This window comes from Paramaledivibacter caminithermalis DSM 15212, from assembly GCF_900142245.1.
Lineage (GTDB): Bacteria > Bacillota > Clostridia > Peptostreptococcales > Caminicellaceae > Paramaledivibacter > Paramaledivibacter caminithermalis.
Window position 1 is genome coordinate 1 of the sequence record NZ_FRAG01000012.1, and the last position, 14,630, is coordinate 14,630.

At 31.5% G+C, this 14,630-nt stretch carries 10 protein-coding genes and 1 riboswitch; of the genes, 9 read left to right on the forward strand and 1 reads right to left on the reverse strand.

The features are described 5' to 3' along the window. The first annotated feature begins 157 nt into the window (after positions 1-157). Positions 158-2,293 (forward strand): DNA helicase RecQ, encoded by a 2,136-nt coding sequence (gene recQ / locus BUB36_RS06520; RefSeq protein WP_073148246.1) that lies wholly within the window; start codon positions 158-160, stop codon positions 2,291-2,293. A gap of 306 nt (positions 2,294-2,599) precedes the next feature. On the opposite strand, the gene BUB36_RS06525 is transcribed toward recQ, so the two are convergent. After that, positions 2,600-3,826 (reverse strand): aminopeptidase, encoded by a 1,227-nt coding sequence (locus tag BUB36_RS06525; RefSeq protein WP_073148248.1) that lies wholly within the window; start codon positions 3,824-3,826, stop codon positions 2,600-2,602. 351 nt (positions 3,827-4,177) lie between these two features. On the opposite strand from BUB36_RS06525, the gene BUB36_RS06530 reads away from it, so the two are divergent. The 8 genes from BUB36_RS06530 to BUB36_RS06565 all read left to right on the forward strand — a co-directional run bounded on the left by BUB36_RS06530 (position 4,178) and on the right by BUB36_RS06565 (position 14,611). After that, entirely contained in the window at positions 4,178-5,530 is a 1,353-nt protein-coding gene (locus BUB36_RS06530; RefSeq protein ID WP_242655734.1) for a [Fe-Fe] hydrogenase large subunit C-terminal domain-containing protein, read from the forward strand. A gap of 510 nt (positions 5,531-6,040) precedes the next feature. Continuing rightward, on the forward strand, positions 6,041-7,396 hold the full coding sequence (locus BUB36_RS06535) for an MATE family efflux transporter (protein WP_073148252.1): 1,356 nt from the start codon (positions 6,041-6,043) through the stop codon (positions 7,394-7,396). 169 nt (positions 7,397-7,565) lie between these two features. After that, positions 7,566-7,646: riboswitch (ZMP/ZTP riboswitch) on the forward strand. A 65-nt stretch (positions 7,647-7,711) separates the two neighbouring features. Further along, positions 7,712-9,940, forward strand: a complete 2,229-nt coding sequence (gene pflB, locus BUB36_RS06540) for a formate C-acetyltransferase (RefSeq protein ID WP_073148254.1) — start codon at positions 7,712-7,714, stop codon at positions 9,938-9,940. 67 nt (positions 9,941-10,007) lie between these two features. Beyond that, positions 10,008-10,715, forward strand: coding sequence for a pyruvate formate-lyase-activating protein (gene pflA, locus BUB36_RS06545; RefSeq protein WP_106406483.1), 708 nt, complete (start codon positions 10,008-10,010; stop codon positions 10,713-10,715). A gap of 445 nt (positions 10,716-11,160) precedes the next feature. Then, a complete protein-coding gene (locus BUB36_RS06550; RefSeq protein WP_073148256.1) occupies positions 11,161-11,997 on the forward strand; it encodes a methyl-accepting chemotaxis protein in 837 nt (278 codons plus the stop codon). 149 nt (positions 11,998-12,146) lie between these two features. Continuing rightward, positions 12,147-13,202 (forward strand): M20/M25/M40 family metallo-hydrolase, encoded by a 1,056-nt coding sequence (locus BUB36_RS06555; RefSeq protein WP_073148258.1) that lies wholly within the window; start codon positions 12,147-12,149, stop codon positions 13,200-13,202. A 213-nt stretch (positions 13,203-13,415) separates the two neighbouring features. Beyond that, positions 13,416-14,189, forward strand: a complete 774-nt coding sequence (locus BUB36_RS06560; RefSeq protein ID WP_073148260.1) for a threonine/serine exporter family protein — start codon at positions 13,416-13,418, stop codon at positions 14,187-14,189. Then, positions 14,189-14,611 carry a threonine/serine exporter family protein gene (locus BUB36_RS06565; RefSeq protein ID WP_073148262.1) on the forward strand — a complete coding sequence of 141 codons (423 nt, stop codon included), beginning with the start codon at positions 14,189-14,191 and terminating at the stop codon, positions 14,609-14,611. Before BUB36_RS06560 ends, BUB36_RS06565 begins: the two co-directional genes overlap by 1 nt. Positions 14,612-14,630: the final 19 nt, after the last annotated feature.

Below are 14,630 nucleotides of genomic sequence, written 5' to 3' on the forward strand. Positions count from 1 at the left end.
GATTTGTCAATAAGGCAAATAGCTAATATTTTAGGTATTAATAGAAATATCGTTCAAAGGATAAAATGAGTCAAAAAGAACCGTCACCGATGACTCTCACCGATGACTCTGTCAAAAAGAACCGTCACCGATGACTCTAAAGAGGGAGTATGGCTAAATGCTTGAAAATGCAAGGAAAATATTGAAAAGATATTATGGATATGATAGTTTTAGAAAGGGACAAGAGAAGATTATAGATAGCATTTTAAAGGGAAAAGATACCTTTGCTATAATGCCTACTGGTGCAGGTAAATCTATATGCTATCAAATTCCATCTCTTTTGCTTGAAGGATTAACTTTAGTGATTTCTCCACTAATTTCTCTTATGAAGGATCAAGTAGATGGACTTAGGAGTATAGGAATGCCAGCTACTTTTATAAATAGCTCCATAGAATTTAGAGAGGTAAGGGATAGGATTAATAAGGCAATAAATGGGGAAATAAAGCTTTTATATATTGCCCCTGAAAGGTTAGAATCTGAAGGCTTTACACAATTACTAGAAGCCCTTAATATATCTTTAATTGCTGTAGATGAAGCTCATTGCGTATCGGAGTGGGGCCATGATTTTAGGACAAGCTATCGCTGTATTGCATCATTTATACATAAATTGCCTAATAGACCTATTGTTTCTGCCTTTACGGCTACTGCCACTGAGGAAGTAAAGAAGGATATAATAGAACTTCTTTATCTTAAGGCTCCTAATGTCTACGTTACTGGATTTGACCGTGAGAATCTATATTTTTCTGTAGAAAGAGGAGTAAATAAAAAGGACTATATTTTAAATTATTTAAAAAATAATAGAGAAGAAGTAGGTATCATTTATGCTGCTACTAGAAAAGAGGTAGAAAGTATATATGATATTCTTAAAAAACAAGGCTATAAAGCAGGTAAATATCATGCAGGAATGAGTAATCAAGATAGAAAACATATTCAGGATCAATTTATATACGATGATATAAATATTATAGTTGCTACCAATGCCTTTGGGATGGGAATAGATAAGTCTAACGTGAGATATGTAATCCATAATAATATTCCTAAGAGCATGGAAGCTTATTATCAAGAAGCTGGACGTGCAGGTAGAGATGGGGAGCCTAGTGAATGTATCTTATTATATGCACCCCAAGATATTATGCTTCAAAAATATATGATTGAACAAAGTATAGTATCTGAGATTAGACAAAGGAATGAGTATAAAAAACTACAAGCTGTAGTAGATTATTGTCATACATCTAAATGTCTAAGGAAGTATATCCTCGAATATTTTGGAGAGACAGATATTACTGATGAATGTAGTAATTGTAGCACGTGTAGCGATGATAGCGATCTTACAGATATAACAATAGAGGCCCAAAAGATTTTTTCCTGTATTTATCGAATGAAAGAGCGTTTTGGAGCAACCTTAGTTGCCAAGGTTCTTCGAGGTTCCCAAAATAAAAGGGTTAGAGAGCTGAATTTAAATAATCTATCGACCTATGGTATTATGAAAGAATATACAGAAAAGGAGATAAAGGACATAATAAATGTATTGATTGCTGAAGGATATATTGGACTTACACAGGACCAATATCCAGTTGTTAAGCTTAAGAATAAAGCTATACCAGTATTAAAGGGTAGGGAAAGAGTATTTCAAAGGATTCATAAGAAAAGAGAAAAAGCTGTTCAGGATAATTCATTATTTGAAATACTTAGAAGCCTTAGAAAAGATATTTCAAATAGAGAGAATGTGCCTCCATATATTGTTTTTTCAGACAGTACACTTCGTGAAATGAGCAAATATTGTCCAGAGGATTATGAGTCTATGCTTAAAATTAGAGGAGTAGGGGAAGCAAAATTAAAAAAATATGGTGATGAATTTTTACATGTTATTAGTGAATATGTAAAAAAACATGGTATGCAGTCAAAGACTATGGTAGACAGTATGATGATAAAAGAGAAAAAAAGAGAAGAAAGGATACCAAGCCACATTATAACCTTCAACATGTATAGGGAAGGAAAATCCCTTAAGGAGATTGCAGAAGAAAGGAAAATAAAACAGATAACTGTAAACAACCATATTATTCGATGTGCACAGGAAGGGCTAGGGGTAGATTTAGATGAATTTATACCATTAGAGTATGAAACACTTATTTTAGATGCTATTAAAAGGATAGGAACAGAGAGGCTAAAGCCAATAAAGGAAGAATTGCCTTCGGAAATAGATTACTTAGCAATTAAGGCGGTAATTTGCAAGTATCAAAATAAAGATGTGTGATTTAGGAGTTTAAAATTTTATTGAGTTTTGCTTAATCATAAATATTTTGCTTATTTAGCTAATAGCAAAAACTTTGAATGTAAACCTTTAGGGTTACACATCTATATAAAATTTACATAGTAAAACTTAATTTATACATGTACAAATACGCAACGTTTCTGGGCGTTTTGGACATGTATAAATTAAAGTCTTTACTTAAATTTCTATAAAATTTTTTAAATGCAATTATTGACAAAAGGAATTTCAAAGACCCCTTTAGATGAAGGAGGTCCTTGAAGTTCTTTTATATAAAGAGGTTTAAAGCTTTTAAAATGCCCAATTACCATCTTTGAATATTTGTACTTTTTCTCCTGATTTAGTAATACCTTGTATATTCATCTCTGGGCATCCAACCATAAAATCCACATGGATTAGACTATCGTTTATACCTAAGTTTTCCTTATCTTCTTTAGAAAGCTTAGGGCCATCTTCAATACATAATAAATAAGCTGAACCTATAGCAAAGTGACATGATGCATTTTCATCGTATAAAGTATTATAGAATATTATGTCTGTATTTGATATTGGTGAGTCGTGGGGAACTAATGCAACTTCACCTAAAAAATGTGATCCCTTATCGGTTTCAATTAAGTTTTTAAGTGTATCATAGCCATTTTCAGCTTTGAAGTCTATGATTTTTCCATCTTTGAAAGTTAATTCAAAATTATCAATTAAATTACTTTTATAATTTAATGGTTTTGTACTTCTAAGTGTACCATTCACCCCTGTTTTTTTGGGGACAGTAAAAACTTCTTCAGTAGGTATATTTGGTAAGAAATAATCACCATCTACGCTTGTTTGACCTCCTCCAATCCACACATGACCCTTTGGAAGCTGAACCTCAAGATTTGTACCTGGAGCAGTAAATATTAACTTTTCAAAGGATTTTTCATTTAAGAAGCTTAGCTTTTCATTTAAGTTATTTATGTGAGCTTCCCAAGCTTTAATAGGATCTTCATTATCTACTCTTGTAGCCTTAAAAATACTGGACCATAATTTTTCAATAGCTTCTTCTGCAGATAATCCTGGAAAAACTTTGTTTGCCCAGTATTGATTAGGATAGGCAACTATAGTCCAGCAGGCTTTGCCGCCTAATACATATTCTTTATACTCCTTAGAAGCTTCAGCAGCTACTTTATTTTGGAGGGCTAGTCTTTCAGGCTTAACATCCGATAGAAGATCTGGATTTGAGGATACTATATTTATAACAGCAGCACCTTCTTTTATGTAGTTCATTAAACCATCTATTCTCCATTTTGGGAAATTTTTAACAACTTCATCAGGAGAATTCAATAGTTTTTGATGAGTAATTTCTTCATCGTTGTATTCAACTATAACATCCTTAGCTCCAACTTCATAACATTTTTTTGTTATTTCCCTTGCTAAATCAAATGCATTAATAGGGGAATTAATAATTACTGTTTGACCTTTTTTCACTCCTACACCAATTTTAACAGCTAAGTCAGCATATTTTTCTAAATTTTTTTTATTCATATTATTCCGCCTTTCTATATTAAAAAATTTTTATGCTATTATTATTTTAACATTAATATTGATTTATTTACATAATTGTTTATACTTAATATTATTACCTTTATATAAATTTTTAAATAAAGATATTAAATTTGGAGAATATATCATATGTATAGGATTTACATAGTAAAACTTAATTTATACATGTACAAATACGCAACGTTTCTGGGCGTTTTGGATATGTATAAATTAAAGTTTTTACTTAAATTTTTATAAACTCTTATATAAAAGATTATCAAATAAACTAAAAATTATATAATGAAAGGATGAGGTACTATAGATAATAGATTTAAAAATTTTCAAGAAAAGAGAATGAGGATTTTTGGAGAAGTTGTTAAGGCTTATTGGGATGGAAAAATGAAAGACATTAAAGACCTAAATGAATTGGTAAAGAAGGTCAAAGAAAAATATGATTTTCAAGACAAAGATATCCCATTTATTAAGGATCATATTAGAATAGCCATGGGACTGAATCCTAAGGGAGATAAAGATTTTCAAGATGAATTAAGTATAGTAAAAAATTCTAAGGAGATAAAAGAACCCATTGTTGCTAAGATAGATGGGGTATGTGAGTATTGTGATGATGAGGATTGTAAATGTGTAGATTCATGTAAGTATGAAGCCCACATATACAGAAGAGGCAAGGGGCCTATAATAGAAAATAATAAGTGTTTAAGTTGTGGAGAATGTGTTACAAAATGTGATTTTGGAGCCTTAGCTGATAAGATAGAATTTATTCCCTTGATTGATTTTTTAAAGGATGAAAATACTATTGTCTATGCTGCGGTTGCTCCATCTATTGTTGGACAGTTTGGAAACGATATAACCATGGGACAAATTAGAACGGCATTCAAGATTTTAGGATTTAAAGATATGGTGGAAGTAGCTTTGTTTGCAGATATACTTACTATAAAAGAAGCCTTTGAGTTCGTTAAGCTAGTAAGAGAGGAAAAGGACTTCTATTTAACCAGCTGCTGTTGTCCAGTGTGGTTTAATCTAGTTAAAAAAAATTATCCAAAGCTATTTGAACATATGCCACCATCTATTTCTCCAATGATAGCTTCGAGTAGATTTTTAAAAAGACTTTATAAGGATATAAAAGTTGTTTTTATAAGTCCTTGTATAGCAAAAAAAGCTGAGGCAAAGGAGCCTAATTTGAGGAAGGATATTGATTTTGTATTGACATTTAGAGAGCTAAGGGAAATATTTGAGATTTTAAATATTAATCTAAAGGAGCTTCCCAGTGATGATAAGGATCAGGCTTCATTTGGAGGAAGAGTATATGCAAGAACTGGTGGAGTAAGCTTTTCAGTAAAAACAGTTGTAAATAGATTAGAGCCTAGAAGGCTGATAAAGCTTAAAGCAAAAAAGGTAGATGGAGTAAAAAGCTGTAAACAAATTTTGGATGAATTATCTTTACAAAAAGATATAGATTATAATTTCGTTGAAGGTATGGGTTGCAATGGTGGCTGTGTGGGAGGACCAAGAACTAACATAGATGTTGAAAAAGCCACTAAATTAGTAAATGAATTTGGAGAAGATTCGCTAATAATGACTCCATTTGATAATGCAAATGTAATGAAAATACTTAGACAATTTGGCATTAGAAAAATTGAGGAAATATCTGAGAATAATGAAGTTTCAAAGCTTTTAAATAGGGAGTAAGTATAGAAAAGTATGTTTATAATAAAACAAATAGTATAAATTAACTCATTGTGCCAGTTTTTATTGAGGGAGTTCTAATATTTCCTTTTCGTTCATGTAATAAACCTGTTTTTTTATATGATATTGAAGGAAAAAACAGATTTATAGAAATCACTGAAATGAAATATTAAAACTCCTAAGGTATTTCAAGGCTACAAAATTTTATTTATTGGTACAATGGGTTTAAATTATTTTAGTCTATTGATATTTATATTTTATGATGATATACTTTTTATGTAAAAATTTAATTTAAAGATAGTAGCTTTTAAAACTTAGAATGTTTTTTTAACATAGAAATAGTAACAAAGGTTTTACATTTTTCTTAGAAATTATTAAAATTCTTGTGATAGAAACTAGCATAATAAGTAAAATTATAAAAGCTAATATCTATTTTACAGTGAAGAAATCCACTATAAAACTTTCCATTGGTTTTATAGTGTTTTTTCATATAGGATTTGAAGGGGGATACAAATGAAAAAATCGTCTTTTTATAATAATCTTTTTAAAATTGCTTTTCCTATAATGATCCAGTACTTTATCACATCAACTATTAATCTTATGGATAGTTTTATGATAGGAAGGCTTGGAGAAGAAGCTGTTGCTGCGTTAGGAATTTCCAATCAATACTTTTTTTTGTTCAATATTATAATAATGGGAATATATTCGGGTTGTAATGTACTTATATCCCAATTCTGGGGAAAAAAGAATACATCTAATATTAGAAAGGTTTTGGGTATATCCCTTGCTCTAGGACTATCAATAAGCCTTATATTTACTTTTACTGGTAGATTTTTCAGTACGGAGATAATAAGTATTTTTAACAGAGATGATATTGTTATAAAGCTTGGAAAAAGCTATCTTATGATTGTATGTATAAGCTATATTTTTACTTCTGTGTCCTTAGCCTTTGGGATAGGAAGCAGAGGGGTACAAAAGACCTTTTTACCAATGCTATGCAGCTTATTTGCACTTTTATTAAATATTTTCTTCAACTATACATTAATATTTGGAAAGTTTAATATGCCAGCTATGGGTGTAAAGGGAGCAGCTATTGCTACTTTAATTGCAAGGGCAGCGGAAATGGTTTTAATTCTTTTGCTAATATACAAAAGGGAACACATATTAAATGCTTCACTTGGTGAAATGTTAGCATTTGATAAGAAGTTTTTCAATAATACTATGAATGTGGCTGTACCTGTTGTTATAAATGAGCTTTGTTGGGGTCTTGGAGCAGTGATGTACTCAATCATTTATGGGAATATGGGAACTAGGGCTATTGCAGCAGTTCAAATATGTATGACTGTACAAAACATGTTCTTTATAGTTTTATTTGCTGTATCTAATGCGGCATGTGTTATGATTGGAAATGAAATTGGAAAAGATGATTTTGAAAAAGCTAAGGTTTATTCAAAGAAGCTTATAAGAATATGCTTTATACTTTCCATAGTTATAGCTTTAGCCCTCATACTTTCTTCAAAATCTATTTTAACTATTTATAAAGTTTCTAATGAGGTGTATCATAATGCTTTGTTTATGCTTCTAATAACAGCTTTAATATTGCCTGTAAGATTTATGAATGTTCTTTTAATAGTAGGTATATTAAGGGGTGGAGGAGATACATCCTATGTTTTGAAAATAGAACTTGGAACTATGTGGTTAATAGGGGTGCCTTTGTGTGCTATAGGGGCTTTCTTTATGGATATTCCTGTTTATCAGGTATATTTATTAGTAACCCTTGAAGAAGTAGTAAAGTGTGTAATATCTATTAGAAGGTATAAATCTGAAAAATGGATGAAAAATCTTGTTGAAAACATGAATGTAGTTTAAAACATAGGGAATATATAAGCATAGTTTATGTTTTAAGAAAATTCTAACTTAAAAATATATTTATCAAACAATATATGTACAGGTACGAATTTTACACTAAAAATATTGACAAAATATTAGAGGATTGGTATTATGATAATACAAATTCAATGATAATATATTCATTAAAAATGAATCACATGACTGGCGGAAGTGGAATTAACCACATGGAGTGTGATTCGAAGATATGCCGACCGCCTGGGCGATAAGTCTGGGGGTCTATCGTTTTTTTGAAACCTCCAGAACTTATAAACATAAGTCGAGGAGGTTTTTTTGATGTTTAAAAAAGAATGGTTAGGATTTAATGATGGAAATTGGTCAAAGGAAGTAGATGTAAGGAATTTTATTATTAAAAATTATACACCCTATGAGGGAAATGAAGAGTTTTTAGAAGGAACTACTGAAAGAACAGATAAGGTGTGGAATATTTGTAAAGAGCTTTTTTCAAGGGAGCTTGAAAAAGGAGTGCTTGACATAGATAGAACCCAGGTTTCTGGTATTAATAGTTTTAAGCCAGGATATATAGATAAGGAAAATGAAGTAATAGTTGGATTGCAGACGGATGAGCCCTTAAAAAGGATGATTAACCCATTTGGCGGTATAAGGATGGTAGAATCTGCATTGAAGGCATATGGATACCAATTGAATGAAAAAATGGAGGATATTTTTAAGAAATATCGTAAGACCCATAATCAAGGGGTATTTGATGTATATACAGAAGAAATAAAAAAGGCTAGAAGTGCGGGATTATTGACGGGTCTTCCCGATGCCTATGGAAGGGGAAGAATAATTGGTGACTTTAGAAGGATAGCACTATATGGCATAGACTTCTTAATAGAAGATAAGAAAAAGGATTTCAAGAATTTGAAAGGCTTTATGGATGAAGAATTGATTAGGAAAAGGGAAGAGGTTACCGATCAGATAAGGGCATTACAAGAGATAAAAGAAATGGCTAAAGCATATGGATATGATATTTCAAAACCCGCTGAAAGTGCAAGGGAAGCTGTTCAATTTTTATATTTTGGGTATTTGGCAGGGATAAAGGAAAATAATGGAGCAGCTATGTCCCTTGGAAGAACAAGTACTTTTATAGATATATATATAGAAAGGGATTTAAGAGAGGGTAAATTAAATGAAGTAGAAGCTCAAGAATTAATTGATCAATTTGTTATAAAACTTAGAATGGCAAGGCATTTAAGAACTCCTGAATACAATGAATTATTTGCTGGAGATCCTAATTGGATTACAGAAGCTATAGGAGGAATGACTATAAATGGTAAAACTCTAGTTACTAAAACTTCATTTAGGTTTTTGCATACTCTAACTAACCTAGGACCAGCTCCAGAGCCTAATATGACTATTTTATGGTCTGAAAAGCTTCCCGAAGCCTTTAAAAAATATTGTGCTAAAATGTCAATAATAACTGATTCTATTCAATATGAAAATGATGATATCATGAGACCAGTTTATGGAGATGACTATGGAATAGCTTGTTGTGTTTCTGCAATGGCAATAGGAAAGCAGATGCAGTTTTTTGGAGCAAGATGCAATCTTGCCAAGGCCCTTCTTTACGCCATAAATGGTGGTGTAGATGAGAGAACAGGAATATTAGTGGTACCTAGAATAGAAAAAATCGAAGATGAAAAGTTAGATTATGATAAAGTCAAGGATAATTATTACAAGGTTTTAGAATATATTGCAGAGCTTTATGTAAATACAATGAACATAATACACTATATGCATGATAAATATGCCTATGAGGCAGGTCTTATGGCACTTCATGATACAGAAGTTGGTAGGATGATGGCCTTTGGAGTTGCTGGATTATCTGTAGCATGCGATTCCTTAAGTGCAATAAAGTATGCCGAGGTTAAGCCCATAAGAAAAGATGGAATAGCTGAAGACTTTGATATAGATGGTATCTTTCCTAAATATGGAAACGATGATAACAGAGTAGATGATATAGCTGTTGAATTATTAAGAAAATTTATGAAGGAACTAAAGAAACATAGGACATATAGAAATGCACGTCAAACTTTATCAGTATTGACTATTACTTCAAACGTAGTTTATGGAAGGAAGACGGGAGCGACACCTGATGGAAGAAAAAAAGGAGAAGCCTTTGCACCAGGTGCTAATCCTATGCATGGAAGGGATGAAAATGGGGCATTAGCTGCTCTGAATTCTGTTGCTAAAATACCTTATCGTTTGGTTTGTGAAGATGGTGTTTCAAATACATTCTCTATTATACCTGAGGTCTTAGGCAAAGATGAAGAGACTAAAGTAATTAATTTGGTGTCTATTTTAGATGGCTATTTTTCACAGGGAGCCCATCATTTAAATGTAAATGTTATGAATAGAGAAGTACTTATAGATGCTATGGAGCATCCAGAAAAATATCCAACATTGACAATAAGAGTATCGGGTTATGCTGTTAACTTCAATAGACTAACAAGGGAACAACAGCTTGAAGTTATAAAAAGAACTTTTCATGAGTCGGTATAAGGTAAAAAAGGTTGGGGATTTACTAGAGCTATAGTCTGGAGTCTTTAAACATGAGGAGGACGAGAACATGTTGGGTAGAGTTCATTCTATTGAGACTATGGGACTTATGGATGGACCTGGTATAAGATTTGTAGTGTTTTTTCAGGGCTGTAAACTGAGATGTGGATATTGCCAAAATCCTGACACATGGAATATAAAAGAAGGAAAAGAAGTCAGTGCAGAAGAACTACTGGAAAAAGCATTAAGATTTGAATCCTATTTCAAAAAATCAGGAGGAGGAATTACATGCTCGGGAGGAGAGCCATTGATGCAGCCTGAATTTCTAATTAAATTTCTTAAGATTTGTAAAGAAAAGGGATTACATACAATAATTGATACAGCGGGCTTTGGTAAGGGGAAATACGAAGAAATCCTAAAATATACAGATTTAGTTATTTTAGATATAAAGCATATCGATAGTAAAGGATATAGGGAACTGACTGGAGGAAATATTGATGAGTTTTGGAATTTTGCCAAGGTATTGAAAGAATCGGGTTCAAATTTATGGATAAGACATGTAGTTGTACCAGGGATTACAGATAGTCAAGAACATATTCAAAAACTACAGCATATAATAAATAATTTTGAAAATGTAGAGAAGGTTGAACTGCTTCCATACCATACACTGGGAGTACAAAAATATGAAGTTATGAATATACCCTATAGATTACATGGAATAAATCCTATGTGTAAAGAAAGGATAAAAAGACTTGAGAAAATATTATTGTCTGTTTAGTAAATAATAGGAATATGAAAATCCATGCTTAATTTAAAATAAAAATATGTAGTTTAAAAATTTAACAATTTATTAATTTTGTTTAATTATAAGAATTTAGCTAATTGTTGATAGTTGGCAACAAAAATTTTGCAGGTGAATCTTTAGGGTCATATACCTATAAAATCTCCTTTTAGCAAGAATTAACTATATAATTCAGGCGAAAAAGGAGATTTTTTGAGGAATTTTTACTATGCAATAATTATATAGATAAATTGACATAATTTATTAAAATGTTAAAATTTAATTATATATAAAGTCTTTACTTAAATTTCTATATAGATATTCCAGTAAAATAGTTAATTTATACATATCAAAAATCCCCAAAAACTTTGGATATTTTGATATGCATAAATTAAGTTTTACTATGGGAAATCTATAATATTGATTTTTAGGAGGAATATTTATGTACAATAATAATGAATCTCATGAAATGATATATTCCTTTAAAAAGTTTATATCCTATATACAGAGATTGTTTGATGATGATGTTGTTATTGGATTAACAAACATGGAGGAATATGTAGGGTATGCGCCAAATGAAAATCTTCAATTGGGAATACAAGTTGGGTCTCCAATACGTGAAGGAAGTGCTATTGATACAGCTATAAAACAAGGCAGACCAGTATCTATTATTGTTCCAAAGGAAGTATTTGGGGTACCGATAAAAGCTGTAGGGATTCCTATAAAAGATGAAAATGGCGAAATAATTGGAGGAATAAGTTCAGCAAGAAGCTTAAAAAGACAAGCTGAAATGAATGATATAGCTCAAAATCTATCTTGTGCTTTGCAACAAATTTCTGCTACTATCCAAGAAATTTCTAAAGGAATCCAAGATGTTGTGAAGTCTAATGCAAAAGTTTTAGAAAGTGTTACTGAAACAAGCAATGAAACAAAACGGACAGATGAAATAGTTAAATTTATTAATAATGTAGCAACGGATACAAATCTTTTGGGATTAAATGCTGCTATTGAAGCAGCTCGTGCTGGTGAAAGTGGTAGAGGGTTTGCGGTAGTTGCTGAAGAAATTCGTAAGTTATCAGTATCTAGTAGCAAGTCTATTAATGAGATTAATGGAATACTGAAAAAAATAAAGAATTCTGTTGAATATGTAGAAAAAAATATTGCAAAAACCAATACTATTTTCCAAGGACAAGCTAATGCACTTGAAGAAATTACTGCTTCCATACAGGAAATAAATTCAACAGCTTTTATACTTGAAGAGATGTCGAAAAAATTATAGAGTAAACATTTGACTGATTATTTTGTTTAGATATAAAAATGAAGTAAGCAATTGTTGTTGACAATATATTTTTAATTTTGTTATTTGAAGAAATAGTTATATGTAGTATTGTATGATTATATTATAACGTTTACTGGGGGTAAAAGCATATGAGAAAAGAGTCAAAGGAATTTTTAGAAGAGTTATTATTGGCACCATCACCATCGGGAGATGAAGTTAAGATTCAAAAGATCTGGATGGACTATGTAAAAGGCTTTGCCCATAAAGTTGAAACAGATATGGTTGGAAATGTCATAGCCTCTGTCAATCCAGATAAGCCCTTTAAAGTTATGCTAGCAGGGCACTGTGATGAAATAGCCTTTATGGTAAATTATATTGATGATGATGGATATATATATATTGCAAAAGCAGGTGGTATTAGTCAAAAGCTTGCTCTTGGCATGAGGGTAAGAATATTAGGAAAAAATGGAGTTATCAAAGGAGTTATTGGCGTCAAAGCTGAGCATCAAGGTGGAGCCAAGGATGAGATTAAAATAGAGGACATTTATGTAGATTGTGGGGCTAAAAACAAAGAGGAAATTGAGAAATATGTTGGGATAGGCGATTATGTTATCTATGATATGGATTTTGAATACATACTAAATAACAAGTTAGTTGGAAGAGGTCTTGATAATAGGACAGGTGCATTTATTGTGGCAGAGGTTTTAAGAAGAGTTTCTAATAAAAATCCGAATGTTGCACTTTATGCAGTTAGTACAGTAAACGAAGAGACCAATATGGGTGGAGCATATTTTGCTGGAAGTAGTATAGAGCCTACTATGGCAATAGCCTGTGATGTTTCTTTTGCAACGGATTATCCAGATGTAGATAATAGAAAGTATGGAAAGATTAAGTTAGGTGAAGGGCCTATACTATCAAAGGGATCTCCAATAAATATGAAGATCAATCGATTAATGGAAGCTGCAGCTAAAGAAAATAGTATACCAGTACAATACGAATTAACTCCAAGAACAACAGGAACGGATGCTGACAAGATAAGACTTAGTGGAAAAGGAGTACCAGTTGCATTAGTATCTTTACCACTTAGATATATGCATTCACCTTCTGAGATCGTAAGTTTAAAGGATATTGAAAATGAGATAGAATTATTGACTCAGACTATCCTTAGATTAAAGGGAGACGAAAGCTTAAAGCCTTTAGAGTAAATACTTATAGAAAATAGGTAAAATAAAACTAATAGCCTTATATAGAATTCAGAATAAAATTCTATAAGGCTATTAATTTTTATAGTGTAAAAATAAAAAATATAATGGATTGACAAATAATATAAAAAGAGTTATATTGTATTTTGCTTAGTGCAATAATTATCATTAACAATATGGTATATATTTGATGCCTAATAAAGTGGGGTTACTATAATGACACAGGAAGAAAAAAAATCTATTTTACGAATTGCTCTTTATGCAGGAGAAATATTACTAAAAAATGGAGGAGAAACCTATAGAACAGAAGAAACTATAGATACAATATGTAAATCTAAGGGATTAAAGCATGTGAATTCCTTTGTAACTCCAACAGGTATATTTGTATCTGACGATAGACTGGATGGTATAAGCTTTATAAAAAGAATAAAAGGAAGAACAATTAATCTAAGTAAAATTTCAGAAGTAAATAATTTTGCAAGAAGATTTGTAGAAGAAGATATAAGTGAGAAGGAGGCAATACTGGAACTTAGGAAAATAGATAAGGAACGTAAGTATAAAAAAAGCATAAGAACCTTTTTTACAGGACTTGCGTCGGCTTTTTTTGCTCTATTATTTGGAGGAGGAGCTACTGATTTTATATTAGCGTTTTTGATATCTATAATTGCTATAAAGGTGAATTGGGAGATAGAAAAGCTGAGTAATACCAGCTTTCTTGCCAACGCCACCAGTGGAGCCTTGATTTCATTTTTAGCACTTTGCTCAAAAAGTATTGGCTTTGGAACGAGTATCGATATGATTATAGTAGGTTCTATTATGCCTTTGGTACCAGGAGTGGCTCTTACCAATGGACTTAGGGATTTTATATCAGGAGATTTAATTGCTGGAACCTCCAGAGTAGCTGAAGCGATTTTAATAGCAATATCCATTGCAGTGGGAGTAGGTACTGTTCTTAAATTGTGGATACATTTGTTTGGAGGTACGTTTTAATGCTTTATTATAAGGATTTCATTTTTGCATTTATTTCTACAGTTGGCTTTTCAGTTTTATTCAATGTTCCTAAAAAATCGATATTCTATGCTGGGTTAACAGGTGGAATTGGTTGGACAATATATATGTATACAAAGGATATAACTATTTCTTCAACATTTTCAGTTTTTTTGGCTTCAATTCTTGTTGGAATATTAGGAGAAATATTTGCTAGAGTAGATAAAAAGCCTGTTACTACCTTTGTTATTCCAGGAATTGTTCCCTTGGTACCAGGTTATACAATATATTTATCCATGGTGAATCTTATAAATCAAGATTTCAATACGGCAGCAAAGTTTGGAACAGAGGCTGTATTTACTAGTGGAGCTATTTCCGTGGCAATAATCTTTGTAACATCAGTAGCCAAAATAATGAAAAGATAAAGAACCTTCTAAGTAAAAT